This is a genomic window from Falsiroseomonas bella (assembly GCF_003173615.1).
In the GTDB taxonomy this organism is placed as follows: domain Bacteria; phylum Pseudomonadota; class Alphaproteobacteria; order Acetobacterales; family Acetobacteraceae; genus Falsiroseomonas; species Falsiroseomonas bella.
Genome location: NZ_QGNA01000001.1, coordinates 1,592,277 through 1,611,651 on the forward strand (window position 1 = coordinate 1,592,277; position 19,375 = coordinate 1,611,651).

General features: G+C 73.5%; 14 protein-coding genes. 7 read left to right on the top strand and 7 right to left on the bottom strand.

The annotated features are described in order from the left end of the window. Positions 1-54: 54 nt before the first annotated feature. Entirely contained in the window at positions 55-492 is a 438-nt protein-coding gene (locus tag DFH01_RS07500) for a nucleoside deaminase (RefSeq protein ID WP_109869984.1), read from the top strand. Here DFH01_RS07500 and DFH01_RS07505 read toward each other — a convergent pair. After that, a complete protein-coding gene (locus tag DFH01_RS07505) occupies positions 489-1,403 on the bottom strand; it encodes a hypothetical protein (RefSeq protein ID WP_109869697.1) in 915 nt (304 codons plus the stop codon). The genes DFH01_RS07500 and DFH01_RS07505 overlap by 4 nt on opposite strands. Before the next feature lie 18 nt (positions 1,404-1,421). Continuing rightward, positions 1,422-2,399 (bottom strand): tripartite tricarboxylate transporter substrate binding protein, encoded by a 978-nt coding sequence (locus tag DFH01_RS07510; RefSeq protein ID WP_109869698.1) that lies wholly within the window; start codon positions 2,397-2,399, stop codon positions 1,422-1,424. A 133-nt stretch (positions 2,400-2,532) separates the two neighbouring features. Here DFH01_RS07510 and DFH01_RS07515 point away from each other — a divergent pair, with 133 nt between their 5' ends. The 4 genes from DFH01_RS07515 to DFH01_RS07530 all read left to right on the top strand — a co-directional run bounded on the left by DFH01_RS07515 (position 2,533) and on the right by DFH01_RS07530 (position 11,793). Further along, the gene (locus DFH01_RS07515) at positions 2,533-4,206 is read left to right on the top strand and encodes a GGDEF domain-containing protein (protein WP_109869699.1); all 1,674 of its coding nucleotides are present in this window, start codon (positions 2,533-2,535) and stop codon (positions 4,204-4,206) included. 135 nt (positions 4,207-4,341) lie between these two features. Then, positions 4,342-5,784 (top strand): mannose-1-phosphate guanylyltransferase/mannose-6-phosphate isomerase, encoded by a 1,443-nt coding sequence (locus DFH01_RS07520; protein ID WP_109869700.1) that lies wholly within the window; start codon positions 4,342-4,344, stop codon positions 5,782-5,784. Between the two features lie 140 nt (positions 5,785-5,924). Next, a complete protein-coding gene (locus DFH01_RS07525; RefSeq protein WP_109869701.1) occupies positions 5,925-9,572 on the top strand; it encodes a right-handed parallel beta-helix repeat-containing protein in 3,648 nt (1,215 codons plus the stop codon). 55 nt (positions 9,573-9,627) lie between these two features. Further along, on the top strand, positions 9,628-11,793 hold the full coding sequence (locus tag DFH01_RS07530; RefSeq protein WP_146217007.1) for a glycosyltransferase: 2,166 nt from the start codon (positions 9,628-9,630) through the stop codon (positions 11,791-11,793). A 16-nt stretch (positions 11,794-11,809) separates the two neighbouring features. On the opposite strand, the gene DFH01_RS28970 is transcribed toward DFH01_RS07530, so the two are convergent. Genes DFH01_RS28970 through DFH01_RS07555 form a run of 5 tightly spaced genes read right to left on the bottom strand, consistent with a single transcriptional unit; the run spans position 11,810 to position 16,634 of the window. Next, positions 11,810-13,564 carry a polysaccharide biosynthesis/export family protein gene (locus DFH01_RS28970; protein WP_269846218.1) on the bottom strand — a complete coding sequence of 585 codons (1,755 nt, stop codon included), beginning with the start codon at positions 13,562-13,564 and terminating at the stop codon, positions 11,810-11,812. Position 13,565: 1 nt separating this feature from the next. After that, on the bottom strand, positions 13,566-14,783 hold the full coding sequence (locus DFH01_RS07540; RefSeq protein WP_146217008.1) for a KpsE/RkpR family capsule polysaccharide export protein: 1,218 nt from the start codon (positions 14,781-14,783) through the stop codon (positions 13,566-13,568). Then, positions 14,752-15,402, bottom strand: a complete 651-nt coding sequence (locus DFH01_RS07545) for an ABC transporter ATP-binding protein (RefSeq protein ID WP_109869705.1) — start codon at positions 15,400-15,402, stop codon at positions 14,752-14,754. The genes DFH01_RS07540 and DFH01_RS07545 overlap by 32 nt, the downstream gene beginning before the upstream one ends. Before the next feature lie 9 nt (positions 15,403-15,411). After that, on the bottom strand, positions 15,412-16,242 hold the full coding sequence (locus DFH01_RS07550) for an ABC transporter permease (RefSeq protein WP_158287647.1): 831 nt from the start codon (positions 16,240-16,242) through the stop codon (positions 15,412-15,414). Then, entirely contained in the window at positions 16,242-16,634 is a 393-nt protein-coding gene (locus DFH01_RS07555) for an RT0821/Lpp0805 family surface protein (RefSeq protein WP_109869707.1), read from the bottom strand. Before DFH01_RS07555 ends, DFH01_RS07550 begins: the two co-directional genes overlap by 1 nt. A gap of 137 nt (positions 16,635-16,771) precedes the next feature. Between DFH01_RS07555 and DFH01_RS07560 the strand changes: the two genes are divergently transcribed. Both DFH01_RS07560 and DFH01_RS07565 read left to right on the top strand, forming a co-directional pair. Next, positions 16,772-18,589 (top strand): capsular polysaccharide export protein, LipB/KpsS family, encoded by a 1,818-nt coding sequence (locus tag DFH01_RS07560; RefSeq protein WP_146217009.1) that lies wholly within the window; start codon positions 16,772-16,774, stop codon positions 18,587-18,589. Next, positions 18,586-19,371 carry an SDR family NAD(P)-dependent oxidoreductase gene (locus DFH01_RS07565; protein WP_109869709.1) on the top strand — a complete coding sequence of 262 codons (786 nt, stop codon included), beginning with the start codon at positions 18,586-18,588 and terminating at the stop codon, positions 19,369-19,371. The genes DFH01_RS07560 and DFH01_RS07565 overlap by 4 nt, the downstream gene beginning before the upstream one ends. The last annotated feature ends 4 nt before the right edge of the window (positions 19,372-19,375 follow it).

Consider the following 19,375-nt stretch of genomic DNA (forward strand, 5'->3'; position numbering starts at 1 on the left):
GCGGCCTTGCTAGACCCGCGCGCCGCGCCGCGGCAAGGATCGCGCATGTCGCCGATGGAACTCGCCCTGGCCGAGGCCCGCACCGCCGCCGCGCGCGGTGAGGTGCCGGTCGGCGCCGTGGTCACGGACTCCGCCGGCACCGTGCTGGCGCGCGCCGGCAACGAGGTGGAGGCGCGCCGCGATCCCTCCGCCCATGCCGAGATGCTGGCGCTGCGCGAAGCCGCCGCGGCCACGGGCGACAAGGTCCTGCCGGAGGCGACGCTCTGGGTCACGCTCGAGCCCTGCGCGATGTGCGCCGCGGCCGCCAGCTTCTTCCGCGTGAAGCGCGTGGTCTTCGGCGCCTATGACCCGAAGGGCGGGGCGGTGGAGCACGGCCCGCGCTTCTTCGCCCAGCCCACCTGCCACCACGCGCCCGAGGTCGTGGGCGGCGTGCGGGAGAGCGAGGCCGCGGCCCTGCTGCGGGACTTCTTCGCCGGGCTGCGGCAGGGCTAGGCGCGCGCCTCCACCACGCCGCCGAAGCGCGGGTCCCAGCACCAGGGCGCGTTCGGCCCCACCGTGACACCGCCCTGGAAGCGCGGCGCCGGCACGTGCCGCGCTTCGCCGCGCAGCACCGCCTCGCCTTGCGCCGTCAGGCGCCAGGCCGCGCCGCGTTCCAGCAGCCGGCGCGGCCCCTCGGCCAGGCGCGCGCGGAGGTCGAGGATGATCAGGTCCGTCACCTGGAACACCGGGTCCGCCGCCAGCATCGCGCGCAGCACCGCGCCGTCCTCGCTGGCGCCGGCCGCCACGGCCTGCAGCAGCAGCCGCTCGGTCAGGGCCAGGCCATCCGTCGTCCAGGGCAGGTCCTGCAGGTGGCGACGCATCGCCGCGCTCAGATGGGGCAAGGGCGAAGGGCGGCGCCACAGCCCGTCCAGGGTGCGGGGATCCTCCGCCGCGAAGCCCTCCCAGGCCAGCGCCCCCGCTTCGAGCTGGGCCCGCGTCAGCGGCGCCGGCGCCAGCGCAGCCAGTTCGGCATCGGGCAGGGCCGCAAAGGGGCGCACGCCATCGGCGGGCATCAGGAACAGCCGCCCCTCCAGCGCGCGGCGCTCCGCCAGCAACCCCAGCACGCGGATCAGCGCCGCCTGGTCCCACAGATCGTGCTCGAACCACAGCAGCACCCGCTCGAACCGGTCGAGCCCGTTCAGCGCGGCGTATTCGGCGCCGAGGCGCAGCCGCACATCCTGCAGCGCCGCGCCGTAATGCAGCGCGACGAAGCGCGCGCGGATGCCGAGATAGGCCATCAGCCCGTCCGCGCCGACCGGCCCCTGGCAGACCGGATCGGCGAAGGCGAGGTAGTCGCCGGCCCATCCCGCCGCGGGCAGACGCGCCCGCAGGTCGTCGCCGCAGCGGAGATGGGCGGTGCCCAAGGCGACGATGGCTGGCGCCTAAAGCCGCAGCCCGAGGCGGCGGATCATCGCGCCTTCCTCGGCGAACTGCTTGCGCGCGAAGGCGTCGTATTCGGCCGGGCCGAGATACCAGGGCGCCATGTCGAAGCGATCCAGGATCGCGACATGCGCCGGGTCGAACAGCGCCGCGCGGAACGCCGCGTCCAGCACCCGCACCACCTCCGGGTTCATGCCTTTCGGGCCGGCGATGCCGTAGGGCGAGGCGGAGACGATGTCGATGCCGCTCTCGCGCAGCGTCGGCGTCTCCGGGAAGCGCTTGGCGCGCTCCGCGCTCCAGACCGCCAGCAGCCGCATCTGGCCCGACTTCACCAGCTCCGCCCAGCCGGAGCTGTCGGAGCTCACCTGGATCTGCCCGCCGAGCAGCGCCTGCGCGTTCTCCGCCCAGCCGCGGAAGGGCACATGCGTCCACTCGATGCCGCGGGTGCCGGCGATCTGCTCCATGGTGATGTGCAGCGAGGTGCCGACGCCCGGCGTGCCGTAGTTCACCTTGCCGGGATTGGCCTTGGCGTAGTCCAGCAGATCGCCCAGCGTCCGCCAGGGCGCGTCGGCGCGCACCACCGTGCCGAACAGGTAGCCGGTGATGTGGCTGACATAGGTGAAATCCTCCAGCGGGTTGAACAGCGCCCGCTGCGCCATCTGCGGATGGCGGAACACGCTGATGGGCATCTGCGACACGGTGTAGCCGTCGGGCCGCTCCTGCAGCAGCGACTGCGGCCCGAGCACGCCGCCCGCGCCGGGCTTGTTGTCGATGATCACCGGCTGGCCGAGCCGCTTGGCGACCTGCTCGCCGAAGGCGCGCATCTGCACATCCGTCGTGCCGCCCGCGGCCCAGGGGACGATCAGGCGGATCGGCCGGTCCGGGAAACGCCCCTGCGTGCCCTGGGCATGCAGCGAGGGTGCGGCGAGCAGGCCGGCGCCGGCCAGCAGGACGGCGCGGCGCGTGGCGGCGATGGGCATGGGTGACCTCCCCGATGGCGGCAGGCCTTGGATGGCCCGTCCGGACGCTATGCTGCATGGGTAGCGGCGGGGCGCAGCGGCCGCAACCTTGCCATTAGGACGGCTTTAAGTTGCCCCAGCGGAAGATTGCGCCATGACGATCCGGCTGATTCGCCGCCGATCGCGAGCGATCCTGCTTGCCGGCGGCCTGTTCCTTGTCACCGCCCTGGGCGCCGGCGCCGCCCTGCAGAGCCATCGCCACCTGAAGCACAAGCAGGATCGCATCGTCACGCTGCATCGCAAGGTGGCCGACGCGCAGCGGCTGCTGCTGCTGGTCGCCGAAAGCCAGGCGGTGATCCGCCACTGGATGATCTCGGGCCGCATGGAGGATCGCGACGCCTCGCTGCGCGCCGGCGATGCGCTCGCCACGCAGGGCCGGGAGTTGGCGGCGCGGCTCGCAGGCCCGCTCGCCGCGCGCGGCCTGCCACCCGTGGGGGAGATGCTGGAGCATGTGCTGCGCGTCCGCGACCAGGCGCATGCGATGATCGAATCCGGGGCGCTGGACGCCACGCGCCAGGCGGTCGTGCAGGGCGGCGGCCTCTCCGCCGTCGCGCAGCTGCGCGAGGTGCTGGGCAGCTTCCGCAGCAACATCGAGGAGGAACTCGGCGCGCTGGACGCCGAACTGCGCGAGGGGCAGGCGGCGGGACTGCTGCTGGTCGGCGCTTCTTCGCTGCTGATGCTCGCCATGCTGCTCGGCGCCGTCGGGCAGCTCGCGCGCCGTCGCGCCGCGGCGGAGCGCGCGCGCGCCGCGATGGATGCGCGCGGGCGGGAGGTCGCGGCGCTGTTCCGCATGGGCGAGCTGCTGCAGAGCAGCCACGCGCCGGAGGACATCCGCCGCGTCGTCTCCCACACCGCGGCGGAACTGCTGCCGGACCTTTCCGGCGCCTTCTACATCTTCAACAATTCCCGCGACCGGCTGGACATGCTCGGCCTCTGGGGCGCGCGCGGCCTGCCGCCCGACCTGCCGGAGCATTTCGCGCCTGACGAATGCTGGGCGCTGAAGCGCGGCCGCCCGCATGGCCCCGCCACCGGCGAGAACCTCCGCTGCGACCATCTCGGCGAGGCCGAGACCTGCCTGCTCTGCGTGCCGATGCAGGCGCGCGGCGAGGTCTATGGCGTGCTGAGCTTCTTCCATCCGGAGCGGCGCACGATGAGCACGACGGAGATCGAGCTCGCGCAGGCGCTGGCCGATGGCGTCTCCCTCGCGCTGGCCAATCTCGCGCTCCGGGAGCAGCTGCGCAGCCAGGCGCTGCGCGACGAGCTGACAGGCCTGCACAATCGCCGCTTCCTGGACGAGACGCTGCCGCGCCTGGTGGCGCATGCGGAACGGCGCAGCGCCTCCCTCGCGGTGCTGATGCTCGATCTCGATCACTTCAAGCAGGTCAACGACCGTTACGGCCATGCCGCGGGGGATGCCGTGCTGCGGGAGGTCGGGCGCCTGCTGCAGGCGCGGCTGCGCCGCATGGACCTCGCCTGCCGCTATGGCGGGGAGGAGCTGATCGTGCTGATGCCCGACTGCAACGCGGCCGAGGCGCTGGTCCGGGCGCGCGAGCTCTGCGACCAGGTGCGCGGCCTGCACGGCGGGGCATCGGGCGCCCTGCCGCAGGTCACCGTCTCGATCGGCGTGGCCGCCTGGCCCGAGCATGGGGAGCAGGTCGGGAAGGTCATCGAGGCGGCGGATGCCGCGCTCTATGCGGCGAAGCGGGCCGGCCGCGACCGAGCGCTGCCGGCCGAGGCGCTGGCCGACCCGCTGCCACTGCCGGGCTGAATCGCCCCGCCCGGCATGCATGCCCGGCACCCGCCGGCGCCCCCGCCCCAAGGCTGCCTTCCCTTTTTTTGGGGGCTGCGACATACCGCCTCCGCCGGCTCGCGCCGGTTGCGAAAGTTCAGGCAGGATTCCCGCATGTCCGCAGCGACCGCCGACCAGATCGTGCCCGTGATCCTCTCCGGCGGCACCGGCACGCGCCTCTGGCCGCTGTCGCGGGAGGGCTATCCGAAGCAGTTCTGGCCGCTCGCCGCCGGCCGCACCATGCTGCAGGAGACGTCCTGGCGCGCCACCGGCCCGGGCTTCGCGCCGCCTGTCGTGGTCTGCAGCGAATCCCATCGCTTCCTCGTTGCCGAGCAGTTGCGCGAAATCGGGCAGGAAGGCGGGCAGGTTGTGCTGGAGCCGGTGGCCCGGAACTCCGCCGCCGCCATCGCCGCCGCCGCGCTGCTGGTCGGCGAGCACCGGCCGGACGCGGTGATGTGGATCCTGGCCGCCGACCACGCGATCAAGGACGTGCCCGCCCTGCTCGGCGCGCTGGAGGCCGCCGCCGCCGCCGCCCGCGCCGGCCGGATCGTCACCTTCGGCATCCGCCCCACCCACCCCGAGACCGGCTACGGCTACATCGAGACCGGCGCCGCCCTGCCCGGCACCGAGGCTGGCGGCCATGCCGCGCAGGCCGTCGCCCGCTTCCTGGAGAAGCCGGACGCCGCCAAGGCCGCCGACCTGGTGGCGGGCGGCCGGCATCTCTGGAACAGCGGCATGTTCGTCGCGACCGCCCGCACCCTGCTCGAGGAGTTCGAGGCGCACGCCCCCTCCGTGCTCGCCGCGGTGCGGGAGGCGGTGGCGGATGCCAGCCGGGACCTTGGCTTCGTGCGCCTCGGCAAGGGCTTCGCCGCCGCGCCGTCCATCTCGGTGGACTATGCGATCATGGAGCGCACCGCGCTGGCCGCCGTGGTGCCCTGCGATCCCGGCTGGTCCGATGTCGGCTCCTGGGGCTCGATGTGGGACATCACGCCGAAGGACGCGGCCGGGAATGCCACCGTGGGTCCCGTCGCGCTGGTCGATGCCCGCAACTGCTTCGTCCGCTCGGAAGGCATCCTGGCCGGCGTGGTGGGGCTGGAGGACGTGGTGCTGGTCGTCACCGACGACGCGGTGCTCGCCTGCCGCCGCGACCGCGCGCAGGACGTGAAGCTGCTGGTCGAGAAGCTGAAGGCCGAGAAGCGCAGGGAGGCGACGGAGCACCGCCGCGTCTACCGCCCCTGGGGCAGCTACGAGGGCATCGCGCTGGGCAGCCGCTTCCAGGTGAAGCGCATCATGGTGCGGCCGGGCGCCAAGCTGAGCCTGCAGAAGCATTTCCACCGCGCCGAGCACTGGGTGGTGGTGGACGGCACCGCCATCGTCGAGCGCGACAAGGAACGCATCCTGCTGCGCGAGAACGAGAGCGTCTACCTGCCGCTCGGCTGCGTCCACCGGCTGGAGAATCCGGGGATGATCCCGCTGACGCTGATCGAGGTGCAGGTCGGGTCCTATCTCGGCGAGGACGACATCGTCCGCTTCGAGGACACCTACGGCCGCGCCTGACGGGGCGGGCCGCCGGGCCTCCGAGGCGCCACCCCGGCAGGGCGCCGCCGCCAGCCCCGCGCAGCATCCCTCGTTGCGGGAACCGTCCAAATTCGGCATGTTTGCGGCCGAATATGTGACAGACTCCGCCGGGGGCAGGGATGGACGCGGTCTTCAACCAGACCAGCGGCGCCTCTTTCGCGACGCTGAGCGAGGCGATCCTCGCGTCGCAGCCGCATGACGTCCTCATCCTCGCGCCCGGCAGCTATGTCGAGGACTTCCCGGACCTCACCCACAGCCTGACGATCCGCTGCGACGACGGCATGGCGGCGCTGACGCGCGCCACGCCGCTGACGGTGGACGGCCGCGCCATCCTGAACGTGCCGGGCAATCTCGGCGTGGAACTGACGCTGGTCGGGCTGGAGGTCTACGGCGCGGCCCGGCCCGGCCCCGACACCAACGGCGCCGGCCTGCTGCACGAATCCGGCAACGGCAACCTCACCATCGAGCGCTGCTACTTCCACGGCAACGAGAACGGCGTGCTGGTCGGCTCGGCCAATGCGTCGAGCCCGCCGGGCGGGATGAACGTGGTCATCCGCAATTCCGAGTTCAGCAACAACGGTGCCCCACCCGGCAGCCCCTACGCCGCGGGCGGCAAGTGCCACAACATCTACATCAACGCCGCCACCACCGCGCTGATCGAGGACAACTACATCCACTCGGTCTTCTCGCAGGGCCACCAGATCAAGACACGGGCGGCGGTCAACACCATCATCAGCAACCGCATCGAGGACCTGCCGCAGCTCGGCAAGACCGGCTTCGGCTCGAGCTATTCCATCGACATCTCGAATGGCGGCGTCGCGGTGATCCGCGACAACGTCATCGCCAAGGGTCCCTATTCGGTCAACAAGCACCTCATCTCCTATGCCGGCGAGGGGCTGAGCTACCCGGCCAATTCGCTGCTCGTCGAGGGCAACCAGTTCGTCAATGACCGCCCCGACGGCGCGACCATCCTGCTCAACCGCATGGACGGCAGCGCCGTCACCGGCATTCCGATCGCCGTGACGGGCAACGCCTATGCCGGCAGCTATGCCTTCGACTTCACGGGCGACATCTTCGTCGGCGGCGCGAGCGACGATCTGCTGGCGGGAGGCCCCGGCGCGGACAGCCTGGTCGGCGGCGTCGGGAACGACACCTACCTCGTGAACGATGCCGGCGACCGCATCACGGAGGCGTCGGGCGCGGGCAACGACACGATCCTCACCACGCTGTCGGCCTACACGCTCGCCCTGAACTTCGAGGGCCTCGTCTTCGTCGGCGAGGGCGGCTTCGCGGGCACCGGCAACGGGGCGGCCAACCTGCTGGCCGGCGGCGCCGGCGACGACACGCTGGATGGCGGTCTCGGCGCGGACACCCTGCAGGGCGGCGCGGGCGACGACCTCTACTACGTCAACGAGATAGGCGACCGCGTGGAGGAAGCGGCCGACGAAGGCGTGGACGGCATCGTCACCGCGCTGTCCTATGTGCTGCCCGACAACGTGGAGAACCTGACGCTGACGGGCGGCGCCGGCGTCAGCGGCACCGGCAACGGGCTCGACAACCGCCTGCTGGGCAACGCCGGCAACAACCGCCTCGCCGGCGAGGGCGGCGACGACACGCTGTCGGGCGAGGTCGGTGCCGACACGCTCGATGGCGGCGCGGGCGCGGACAGCATGGCCGGCGGCGCCGGCAACGATCTCTATGTCGTGAACGATGCCGGCGACCGCGTGCTGGAAGTGCCCGGCGCGGGACTGGACGAGGTCCGCACCAGCTTCGGCCTGCATGTGCTGGCGGCGGAGGTGGAGAACCTGACCTTCATCGGCACCGGCGGCTTCGTGGCGCAAGGCAACGACATCGCGAACCGGATCATCGGCGGCGCCGATGCCGACTCGCTCGCGGGCGAGCAGGGCAACGACACGCTCTCCGGCGGATCGGGCGCCGACACGCTCGACGGCGGCAGCGGCGCCGACAGCATGGCCGGCGGCGCCGGCGACGACATCTTCATCGTGGACGAGGCGGGCGACCGCGTGCTGGAGCTGACCGGCGCCGGCCTCGATACCGTGCGCACCACGCTGAACGCCTATGTCCTTCCGCTCTATGTCGAGGCGCTCTCCTTCATCGGCACCGGCAACTTCGCCGGCACGGGCAATACGCTCGCCAACGCGATCGCCGCCGGCGCGGGCGCCGACACGCTCGATGGCGGGGCCGGCGCCGACACGCTGACGGGCGGCGGCGGCGACGATACCTACGTCCTCGACAGCACGCTGGACCGCATCCAGGAGAGTGCGGGCGGCGGCACGGACACGGTGCGCACCATCCTGCGCAGCTACACGCTCGGCGCCGAGCTCGAGCACCTGACCTACACAAGCACCGCCACCTTCCGCGGCGTCGGCAATGCCGGCGACAACCGGATCACCGGCGGCACATCGGCGGACACGCTGGATGGCGGCGCGGGACTGGACACGCTGACCGGCGGCGCCGGCAACGACATCTATGTCGTGGACAGCGCCGGCGACGTCATCGTCGAGACCGGCGGCGGCATCGACACGGTGCTGACCACGCTCGCCGCCTACGACCTGGTGCCGCTCGCCACGGTCGAGAACCTCACCTTCACCGGCACGCTCGCCTTCACCGGCACCGGCAACGCGCTGGCCAACCGGATCACGGGCGGCGCGCAGGGCGATTCGCTGGAAGGCGGGCAGGGCGGCGACACGCTGTCCGGCGGCGCGGGGAACGACACGCTGGTGGGCGGGGAGGGCGCGGACAGCCTGGCTGGCGGCCTGGGCAACGACACCTTCCTCGTGACCGACGCCGGCGACCGCGTGCTGGAGGCGACGGGCGGCGGCACCGACACCGTGCTCACCACGCTCGGCGCCCACACGCTCGCCGCCGGCGTCGAGGCGCTGGTCTTCATCGGCACCGGCGACTTCGCGGGCACCGGCAACACTTCCGCGAACACGATCACCGGCGGCGACGGCGCCGATACGCTGAACGGCGGCACCGGCGCGGACACGCTGACCGGCGGCCTCGGCGACGACGTCCACGTGGTGGACAACCTGCTCGACCGCGCGGTGGAACTGCCCGGCGGCGGCTTCGACACGGTGCGCACCGCGCTCTCCTCCTGGACCCTCGGCGCCGAGCTCGAGGCGCTGGTCTACACCGGCGCCGGCAATTTCCGCGGCACCGGGAACGCCGCGGCCAATGCGCTGACCGGCGGCATCGGCGCCGACACGCTGGACGGCGGCGCGGGCCCGGACACGCTGGCGGGCGGTTCCGGCAACGACACCTACCTGATCGACGAGGCGGGCGACGTGATCGTGGAGGCGGGCGGCCTCGACACCGTGCGCACCACGCTGGCCACCTTCAGCCTCGCCCCCTACGCGGAGGTGGAGCAGCTCGTCTATGCCGGCGCCCAGGGCTTCGCGGGAACCGGCAACGCGCTGGCGAACCGGCTGACCGGCGGTGCGGCCGGCGACACGCTGGATGGCGGCGCCGGCGCCGACACCCTGACGGGCGGCGCGGGCCTCGACGTCTTCGTCTTCCTCGCCGGGGAGGCGGATGGCGACGTGGTGACGGATTTCGCCGGCGGCGGCGCGCTGGCGGGCGACAGCCTGCTCTTCCTCGGCTTCGGCACCGCCGTGGAGGGCGCGCAACTGACCCGGCTGACCACGACGGACTGGCTGGTGAGCTCGGGCGACGGGCTGGCGTCGGCAGTGATCCGGTTCAGCAACGCCACCACGATCCACGCGACCGACTACGCCTTCGCCTGAGCCCCGCGGGCTCTCCGCTTTCGCCTCCGGGGCGGGCAGGCTACGGATGGGGGCCATGTCCGCCGATGCGCCGTTGCCGACCGAGAGCGGGACCGATCCGGCCGGCGGCCCGCTCGTTGAGGCCGCGGCGCGGCGCATTGCCGGCGACTGGCGCGGGGCGGCGGCCGCCTATGCCGCGCATCTCGCCGCCCGGCCGCAGGATTGGGGCGCCTGGATCCAGCACGGCCATTGCGTGAAGGAGGCCGGCGATCCCGCCGGCGCGCTCGCCTCCTATCGCCGCGCCGAGGCCGGGCTGCCGGCCGATGCCGACCTGCAGCTGCAGATCGGGCACGCGCTCAAGCTCACCGGCGACCTGGCGGGCGCCCGCGAGGCCTATGGGCGCGCGCTGGAGCTCGACCCGGCGCATGGGACCGCCTGGCAGGAGGCGGTGGGGCTGCTGACCACGCCCGGCATCGACCTGGCGCCGCAGCGGCTGCGCCTGCTGGACGACCTCCGCCTCGTGCTCGACGTCTCGGACCTGCTGTCCTGGTTCGGCACGCATCGCGCCCCGAGCGGCATCCAGCGCATCCAGATGGAGATCGCGGCCGCCGCCGCGGCGCCGGATGCCGCGCCGGCCGACCTGCGCCTGGCCGTGTTCCGCCCGGAGCGCGGCGCCTGGCGCGAATTGCCGCCCGAGGCGTTCCAGCGCCTGAGGGCGCTGTCCCGCATGGGCGCCGATGCGCGGGAGGTCGAATGGGCCACCAGCCGCGCCCAGGTGGAGGCGGTGCTGGCGGCCGCGCCGGACTTCGCCTTCCCGGAAGGGGCCTGGCTGGTCAATCTCGGCACGGCCTGGTGGCTGGATGGCTATGACCAGGCGGTACGCGCCGCGCGCGCGGCGCGCGGCCTGCGCTATGCGGCGCTGGTGCATGACGCCGGCCCGGTGCTGGCGCCGGAGCACAGCGAGCCCGCCGCCGCCGCGCGCTTCGCGCGCTGGTTCGCCGCGCTGGCCGGCACCGCGGACCTGGTCCTGGCCGTCTCGGAGGCGACGCGCGGCGATGTGGCGCGGCTTGCGGCGCAGGCCCTGGCCGGCCTGCCCTTCCCGCCCCTGCGCCTGCTGCGCCCCGACGCGCCCCTGCCGCCGCCGCAGGCCGGCGCGGCGCATCCGCGCGAGGCGGAATTGCTGGGCGCGCCCTATGTCCTGTTCGTCGCCACCATCGAGAGCCGCAAGGACCATCTCTTCGTCCTGAACGCCTGGCTGGCGCTGCTGCGCCGGCATGGCGCGGCGGTGCCGCCGCTGGTTCTGGTCGGCCGCGCCGGCTTCCAGTCCGGCCCGGCGGTCGCGCTGCTGCAGCGCGCCCCGGCGCTGGCCGGGCGCGTCATCTGGCTGGACGACGTGGCGGACGACGCGCTGCATCGGCTCTACGCGGGCGCGCTCTTCACGATCTACCACTCGCAGCACGAAGGCTGGGGGCTGCCGGTCACCGAGGCGCTGGCGGCCGGCAAGGTCGTGGTGGCGCCGGCGCATTCGGGCCTGCTGGAATCAGGCCAGGGGCTTGCGCTGCACTACGCGCCAGGCAGCGAACCCGAGTTCCTGGCCCTGGTCGAGCGGCTGCTCCTCGAACCGGGCTTCCGCGAAGCCGCCGAGGCGCGCATCGCCGAGGGAAGGAGGCTGCGCAACTGGCGCGCCGTGGCGGCGGAGCTTGTCGCGACGCTCGCCGCCATGCCGCCGGAACCGACGGCCGGCCTGCCGCCGCCGCCGCTCGGCCTGGTGCATCGCCTGGGCGAGGCGGCCGCCGCGCAACCCGCAGCCGTCATGCTGTGGTCGGACCTGCTGCGCGACGGTGGCGGCTGGCTCCCGCCGGAGGCGTGGGGCTGCTGGACGCGGCCCGGCCGCACGCTGCTGCGGCTGCCGCTGCCACCCTGCGCGGGGCCGCTGCGCCTGCATCTCGCCCTGCGCGGCGCCGCCGCGCCGCGGGATGTCGTGCTGCGCCTCGGCCGCGGGGCGCGGCGGGAGGTGCAGGTCGCCGCCGGCGCGCGGCCCGTGATCGTGCTCGAACTTGCCGAGCCCGGCCCGGTCGCCGAACTCGCGATCGAGGCGGCACCCGCGGATGCGGAGGAGCAGGAGGAGGGCGCGCCCGTCGGCATCGGCGTGGTCGCCGTGATGGCCTGCGCGCCGGACGACCTTGCGGCGCGCCTCTCCTTCCTGGAACGCCTGCGCTTCGTCTGGCCGGAGCCGGCGTAGGCGCCGGCCCCCTACCTCAATCGAAGGTCCGATACACCAGCGCGGTCTGGAAGATCACGTTCAGCAGGTCGCTGCCGATCTGGAAGTATTTCGGATCGAGCATCGGCAGGGCGACGACCTCGTCGCCCGGCTCCGGCGCCTCGTTCGCATCGAGGATCAGCCGGCCGGAGGCCTTGCGGATCATCACCGAGCCGCTGGATCCACGCTCGGCGAAGCCGCCCGCCGCCTCGATGTAGTCGGAGAGGCGCATATTCTGCCGCCAGACCACCGCCTGCGGCGCGCGCACCTCGCCGCCGACCAGCACCGTCTCGACGCGTTCGGGGATGACGATGGTGTCGCCATCCTGCACCCGGACATCGGCGCAGCGCCCGCTGCGGTCCATCACCACCAGCCGCCCTTCCGGCGCCGTGCGCCGCGCGCGCTGGATGTAGCTGGCGACCAGGTTGGCCTCGGAGGCGCGGATCTGCGCCACGCCCGTCGTCGCCGACACCGCGAGGAAGAGCTGCCGCTCAAGCCGGTCCAGCGCCTCGTTGATGGTTCGCTGCTGCGCCTGCGCCAGGCCGGGCCGCAGCAGGAAGACGCCGCGGGTGTTCGCCAGGCGCGGATCCACCTCGATGTAGTCGAGCACCGTGCAGAGCGAGGCGTCGCGGTCGGCGATCAGCACCGAAGGCCCGATCCGGCTGCCCTCCACGCTGACGCGCACGGTCGGCGCCGGCGCGTCGGTGATGAAGCTGACCGTGTCCTGGTCGAGCAGCTGCGCGGAGGACAGCTCGCGCACCGTGACGTAGCGCGCGAAGGGCTGGCCGCCGCGGGTGCCGCGGATCACGGCATTGGTCGCGGCCGGCAGCGGTGCGGCCAGGCGCAGCAGCTCCGAGCCCGCCATGGCGCGGCCCGCCACCTCGAAGAGGAAGTTGTTGCGCACCGAGCCGTCCGCGCCCACCAGCGCGCCCTGCGGCGCGACCACGATCGTGTCGCCCTGCTGCAGGCTGATCTGCGGCAGGGAGCCGCTGAGCAGGAAGTTGTAGAGGTCCACCCGCGCCACGTCGCGCCCGCCGCGGCGGACCACGATGTTGCGGAAGGAGCCGCGCCCGGGATCCACGCCGCCCGCACGCGCCAGGTAGTCGATCACGCTTTCCGAGGCGGCGCCGAGATGCCGGCCCGGCAGGCGCACATAGCCGGTGACGAAGACGCCGAGCGAGCCGGTGGAGAGCACCGTCGCATAGACCTGCACCTGCTGCGCATAGACGCGGCGCACCTCGGACTCGACCACGCGCTGGATGTCGCCGGCGCGCGTGCCGGCAAGGCGGATCGGCCCGACCTGCGGGATGAAGACATTGCCGTCCTGGTCGATGATGGACTGCACCGAGCCTTCGACGAAGCCCCAGATGGTGATGGAGACGCGATCGCCCGGCCCCAGCACGTAGTTCGGGTTCGGCGTGTCGGCCGGGCTCGGCGGTGCGCGGTTGAACAGCGTCGCGCCGAACACCGCCGTGGCGGGGCCCGGCACGCGCATCGGGTCGCCGAGCGGCCCGACCGCGATCGCCCCGCCCTCGGCCTGCGTCGCGGTGCCGAGCCGCTGGGTGCTGATCGGGTCGTTGCGGTTCAGCAGCGCGTCCACGCCCTGCGGCGCGCCGGGCGGCAGGGGCTGCGCGGCCGGCGGCGCCGCGCCGCGCGGGGCGAGCCCCGGCGGCGGAAGCTGTGCCGCGACCGGCAGCGCATGCAGCAGCGCGAGGGCGAGAAGGACGGGAAGGCCGAAACGTCGCAGGGTCATCTCAGCTCGCATGCTCGCGTGCACTCACCACCAGCAGCCAGCCGATGCCGAACAGCACCGAGAGGCTGACGAAGACGGTCAGGGTGTTGAAGGTCGCCCGGGGATAGAGCGGGTATTCGGGCATCTGAGGCTCGGAGACCCGCATCACGAAGACCTGTTGGCGCAGCGCATCGGACCGCGCCGCCTCCAGCGAGCCGACGGCGGAGGCGAGCTCGCGATCCGCCATCATCCGCTCGAGCTCCAGCCGCTCGAAGGCGGCCACCTGCTGGGTCAGCGCCTCCTCGCCGCGGGTGACGCGCGCGCGCTCCGTCGCGATCTGCTGCTGCAGCGCGGCGACGCGGTTCTGCAGCACCTGCAGCTGCGGGTTGTCGGGCCGCATGAAGCGCCGCCGTTCCTCGTATTCGGTGCGCGCCTGCGCCAGCGCGCCCTGCAGCTGCGTGATGGTGGTCACCGCGCCGGTCGCGGTGCTGGCCGGGTCGAAGGCCTGCTCGCGCTCGCGGAAGCCGATCAGCGCCTCGCGTGCGGCGAGCACGCGGCGCTCGGCCTTGTCCACGTCCGCCTGCGCGGCGCGCAGCGTGTCGGCGATGCTGCGCGCGGTGAAGGTGTTCACCAGCTCCTCCGACCGGCGCAGCACTTCCTCCGCCAGGCGATGCGCGTCAGCCGGTCGGAAGGCATGCACGCGCAGCTGCATCACACCCGTCTCGGGGTCCAGGGTGACGATCACGCGGCGGCGGAAATACCACGCCAGCCATTCGAGCTGCGGCGTCTCCCACCAGAGCTCGCTGACGACATCTGCCTCCGGCCGGCGCCACATCTCCACCAGGTCGATGTCGCCGCGGATGGTGTTGACCGCCGCGTAGCTGCCGATCCAGGCGGCGACGGCCCGCGATTCCTCCATGCCGGAGCGGGCGCCGGAGATCGCGCTGGCGATGCCGCCGGCGCGCCCGGCGAGTGCGTCCACGGCGCTGCCGCCGCCGCCGCCGCGGTTGCGCACCAGGAAGCGGGCTTCCGACTCGTAGATGTTCGCCGCGTAGAACACGTAGTACGCGCCGACGATCAGCGTCGGCAGCAGCACGAGCAGCGCGAACCAGTGGCGCACGCCCATGCCGCGGCCGGCGGCAGCGCGCCGCGCGGGCTTCCCGCCCTGCAGCACCAGCGGCGGCGCGGCGCCCGCCGAGGCGAGCGGTTCAGAGGGCCTCGTAGGTGGCGATAGCTTCATCGAGTTCCTCGAAGAAGGTCAGCCGGCCCTCATGGAGGATCGCGGCGGTTTCGCAGAAGGTGCGGACATGCCAGGGCTGATGGCTCACCATCACCAGGGCGCGGCTGCGCAGGCGCGTCTCAAGGATGTGCTGGGTGCGCTCCATGAAGCGCTGGTCGCCGACGCTCGTCGCCTCGTCGATCAGGTAGCAGTCGAAGTCCATCGCCAGCGACAGGCCGAGCAGCAGGCGCGACATCATGCCGGCCGAGTAGGTCGAGACCGGCATGTACATGTAGTCGCCGAGCTCGGCGAAGTCGTCCACCGCCTGCACCAGCTCCTCGACCGGCTTCTCGTAGATGCGCGCGACGAAGCGTGCATTGTCGGCGCCGCTGAGCGAGCTGTGCACGCCGATGCCGTGCGCCAGCGGCCAGGAGACGGACATGCGCCGCTCGATCCGCCCGCGCGTGGGATACTCGACGCCGCCGAGCAGGCGCATCAGCGTCGACTTGCCCGAGCCGTTGCGCCCGAGGATGCCGAGCCGGTCGCCCGGGCGGATCACCGCGGTGGTGTCGCGCAGGATCCAGCGCTTCCCCCTTCCGCGCACCTCGTAGAACTTGCTGACATCCTCGAGCAGGATCATGGCGCGCGCTCAGAATTCGAGCTTCGGGCGCACGGCGCGCAGCGCCGCCAGCCCGAGCAGGTTGAACAGTCCCACCCAGAACAGCACGTAGCCCACGCTGTAGTAGCTCGGGAGCAGGTCGCCGAAGAAGCCATCTCGCACCATCTCGTGGATGTTCGCCTGCGGGTTCCACAGCATCAGGTCGCGGATCATCGGATCCAGCACGTGCAGCGGCACCAGCGCGCCGGACAGCGGCAGGCTGAGATAGATCAGCGGATGGATCAGCCGCTCGGCGATCTCCGAGACGGCGGAGACCGCAGCCGCCATCAGCCCGAGGCCCTGCGCCAGCAGGAACAGCAGCACGATGCCGATCAGCAGGGTGGGGATGTCGGCCGGCGGCTGGTCGCCCCAGATCGCGACGCCGACGACGATCATCGCCATCACCGTGACCACCGCCGCCATCTCAAGCAGGTGCCGCGCCAGCACCACGTCCAGCATCTTCACGCGCGAGTGGTACAGCAGCGTCATGTTGGCCCGCAGCGTGCCCGGCGCGCGGGAGATGATGGCGCGGAAGGTGAAGTAGGGCAGGTAGCTGACCAGGGCGAAGACGAACATCGAGACGCCCGGGATGCTGTGCCCGAACTCGAAGCTGGACTTCAGCGTTGCGATCGCTCCGGCGAGCATCAGCGGCTCGAGGAACAGCCACAGGAAGCCCAGCTGGTTGCGGCCGAAGCGCGTCTGCATCTCGCGCAGCAGCAGCGCGTGTACCACCGTGGCCTGGCGGCGGAATCCCTCCAGGGTGCGGCCGAGGCCGCCCCCGTCCCCGGCCGTGCGATAGCCGCCCCAGCCGGTCTCGCTCATCAGCGCGGTATCCCGCCGCCGCGGAGCAGCGGGCGCGCCTGCGCCCAGGCTCCGCCCTCGCCCTGGCAGAGGAGCTGCGCGCGCTCGAGCGAGCCGGTGCCGATCAGCACCTCCCGGCATTCCCGCCCACTCGCCGCGATATAGGCCCGCGCGACACGGACCGTGGCCGGGCGGCCATCCGCGAGCACGACCCGCGAGGCGGTTCCGGGGGCCGCCTGGGCGACGAAGGCGGTCAAGGGGTCCGCCGGGGGTGGCGGGGCGGCCGATGCCACCTCGCTATTCCCGCCGAGGCCGCCCGCAGTACAGCCGCCAAGCAGCAGCAGGATCGCCGGCAGCAGGGTACGCGGACCGGTGGAGCGGCGCAGGGCGCGCCAGGAACCAAGGATATGCATCGCTTGCAGGGTGTAGCTGATACGGTGAATCCAGGCAAAACAGTATGACTCGCCGGAATGGCCCGCACGTGAAGGTTGTGCCGGGTGTTGCCGGCGCGCCGCTGCGCAGCGCCGCGGATCCGAGGTAACATCCGCGCGTGCCGGAAGCCATGCCGCCCGAGCCGCCGCCGCTGCCGGTGCCGGCGCCCCTGCTGGAGGCCTGGCCGCACCTGCCGGCCTTCTGGCCCGAGCGGCCGCTGCGGCCAGGGCCCGCGGGCACGCCGCCCCCCTTCGATCCCGGCCCGTTCCGTCCCCCTTGCCTGGGCGGGCGCGAAGTGCCGGTGGCGCTGGTCTGGGGGGATGCGCCGGACCCGGTGGGCGCGGCGCTCGCCCGTCCCGCGCCGTGCCCGCCCGATCTCGACCGGCTGCTGGCCAGCATCGTCGCGGCGCGGCTCGGCGGCCCGCCGGGACTGCCCGATCCGGGTGCCGAGGCGCTCGGCGTGGCACCGCGCGGCGCGCGGATCGTGCTCGACCCCTGCGACCCTGCGCGGCGGGACGCGGCCGAGGCGTCGCTCGCTGCCGCCCGCGGGGCAGGGGGGGCTGTGCTGCTGGCCTGCGACCCCTTCGCCGCGGGGGCGCCGGTGCTGCCGGGCAGCCTGCCGCGGCTCGACCCCTGGACGCTGCTCGACGCCGCCGCCGTGCTGCACGGCGCCTCCCGCGATCTCGCGCTGCTGGCGCTCGCGGCCGGCGTGAGGGTGGCGGACGGGCCGCTCGCCGGCGCCGACCCGCACGACATCTGGGCCCGGCTTTTGGCCGCGACGCGCTGCGCCGATCCGTTCCGCCGCCGCCCCTGCAGCCTCGAGGACGCGATCGCGCTGCTGGCGCTGTGGAAGTCGCGGGCGGCGGAGGGGCGTCGCGTCGCCGCCTGCCTCGGCATCCATCCCTACAAGCGCGCGCGCATCCGCGCGCTGCTGGCCTCAGACGGCCCGGCGCCCTCTTTCCATCGCGGCGCGGGGCGGGGCGTCGCGGCGGCGCGGCGGCGCGGCGGTGCGCTGCTGGCCTGGAGCGCCTCCGCCCCCGCCGGCCTGCGGGAGGAAGCCGCGGCGGCCGGGGTGGAGGTGCTGTGGCTGGAAGACGGCTTCATCCGCTCTGCCGGCCTCGGCGCCGCCTTCCGCGCCGGCGCGTCCTTCGCGCTCGACGGCATCGGCCCGCACTACGATCCGGCGCGGGACAGCGACCTGGAGCGCCTGCTCAACACCGCCGAGGTCCCGCCGCCGCTGCGCGCGCGGGCGGCCGCGCTTCGGCAGACGATCGTCGCCCGCGGCATCACCAAGTACAACCTCGGCGGCGCCGCGCCCTCCCTCGCTGCGCCGCCCGGCAGGCGGCGCATCCTGGTGCCCGGCCAGGTCGAGGATGACGCCGCCGTCCGGCTCGGCGGCGCCGGCATCGCCGGCAATCTCGATCTGCTCCGCCGGGTGCGCGCGGCCGAGCCCGATGCCTTCCTGGTCTACAAGCCGCATCCCGACATCGAGGCAGGCTATCGCCGTGGCCGCATCCCGGCGGCGCAGCTCGCCGGCCTCGCCGACCAGGTGCTGGCCGGCGCGCCGATGGCCGCGGTGCTGGGGCAGGTGGACGCGGTCCACACGCTCACCTCCCTCACCGGCTTCGAGGCGCTGCTGCGCGGCATCCCCGTCACCTGCTGGGGCCTGCCCTTCTATGCCGGCTGGGGGCTGACGACCGACCGGACGCCGCCGCCGCGCCCGCGCCGCCGCCTGGCGCTGGACGAGCTCGTGGCGGTGGCGCTGATCCTCTATCCGCGCTGCCTCGATCCGCTGACGGAGCTGCCCTGCCCGCCGGAGGTGCTGATCGAGCGCATGGACCGGCCGGAGCTTTTCCCGCGCGGGCGCTTCGGCGCGTTGCGCGCGGCGGAGGGGTTCGTCCGGCGCAGCCTGGCGCGCCTGCGGGGCCTGCGATGAGCCGCTTTCGCGCCGTGGCGATCTCCGGCGCCTCGCGCGGCCTGGGCGCGGCGCTCGCCGCGCGCTTCGCAGCGCCGGGCGTGCGGCTGCTGCTGATCGCGCGCTCGGCCGCCGCGCTGGAGGCTGTCGCGGCCGTCTGCACCGCGCGCGGCGCGACGGTGCGCGTCGCGGCGCTCGACATCGCCGACGCGCCCGCGGTCGCCGCCGCGCTCGCCCGCTTCGAGGCCGAGGGGGCGCTGGACCTCGTCATCGCCAATGCCGGCACCTCGGCCGGCACCCTGCCGGACGGGGAGGCCGAGCCGCTGGAGGCCGCGCGGCGGCAGGTGGCGGTGAACCTGCTCGGCGCGATGAACCTGGTCGGGCCGGTGCTGCCGGGCATGCTGGCGCGCGGCGCCGGCGGCGTGACGCTGGTCGCTTCGCTTGCCGCCTTCCGCGGCCTGCCGGACAGCCCGGGATACTGTGCCAGCAAGGCCGGGCTGCTGGCCTGGGGGGAGGCGCTGCGCGGCGCCTGCGCCCCGCGCGGGGTGCGCGTCACCGTGGTCTGCCCCGGCTATTTCGACAGCGCGATGGGCGACCGCTACCTCGGCAGCCGCCCGCTGCGCCTGTCGCTCGAGGCCGCCGCCGAGCGCACCGTCCGCGCCATCGAGGCCGGACGCGCCCTGGCGGCCTTTCCGTGGCCGCTCGCCTGTCTGCTGCGGCTTCTGGCGCTTCTGCCGGCGCCGCTCGGCGATGCGGCGCTGCGCCGGATGCGCTTCCGCATCAGGCCCGAGGCGTCGCCCTGACGAT

Coding starts and splice junctions, on each gene's coding strand:
- DFH01_RS28970 (WP_269846218.1), bottom strand. CDS start 13,564: ATGACCCTGCGACGTTTCGGCCTTCCCGTCCTTCTCGCCCTCGCGCTG.
- DFH01_RS07540 (WP_146217008.1), bottom strand. CDS start 14,783: ATGAAGCTATCGCCACCTACGAGGCCCTCTGAACCGCTCGCCTCGGCG.
- DFH01_RS07545 (WP_109869705.1), bottom strand. CDS start 15,402: ATGATCCTGCTCGAGGATGTCAGCAAGTTCTACGAGGTGCGCGGAAGG.
- DFH01_RS07525 (WP_109869701.1), top strand. CDS start 5,925: ATGGACGCGGTCTTCAACCAGACCAGCGGCGCCTCTTTCGCGACGCTG.
- DFH01_RS07500 (WP_109869984.1), top strand. CDS start 55: ATGGAACTCGCCCTGGCCGAGGCCCGCACCGCCGCCGCGCGCGGTGAG.
- DFH01_RS07520 (WP_109869700.1), top strand. CDS start 4,342: ATGTCCGCAGCGACCGCCGACCAGATCGTGCCCGTGATCCTCTCCGGC.
- DFH01_RS07565 (WP_109869709.1), top strand. CDS start 18,586: ATGAGCCGCTTTCGCGCCGTGGCGATCTCCGGCGCCTCGCGCGGCCTG.
- DFH01_RS07515 (WP_109869699.1), top strand. CDS start 2,533: ATGACGATCCGGCTGATTCGCCGCCGATCGCGAGCGATCCTGCTTGCC.
- DFH01_RS07510 (WP_109869698.1), bottom strand. CDS start 2,399: ATGCCCATCGCCGCCACGCGCCGCGCCGTCCTGCTGGCCGGCGCCGGC.
- DFH01_RS07550 (WP_158287647.1), bottom strand. CDS start 16,242: ATGAGCGAGACCGGCTGGGGCGGCTATCGCACGGCCGGGGACGGGGGC.
- DFH01_RS07555 (WP_109869707.1), bottom strand. CDS start 16,634: ATGCATATCCTTGGTTCCTGGCGCGCCCTGCGCCGCTCCACCGGTCCG.
- DFH01_RS07530 (WP_146217007.1), top strand. CDS start 9,628: ATGTCCGCCGATGCGCCGTTGCCGACCGAGAGCGGGACCGATCCGGCC.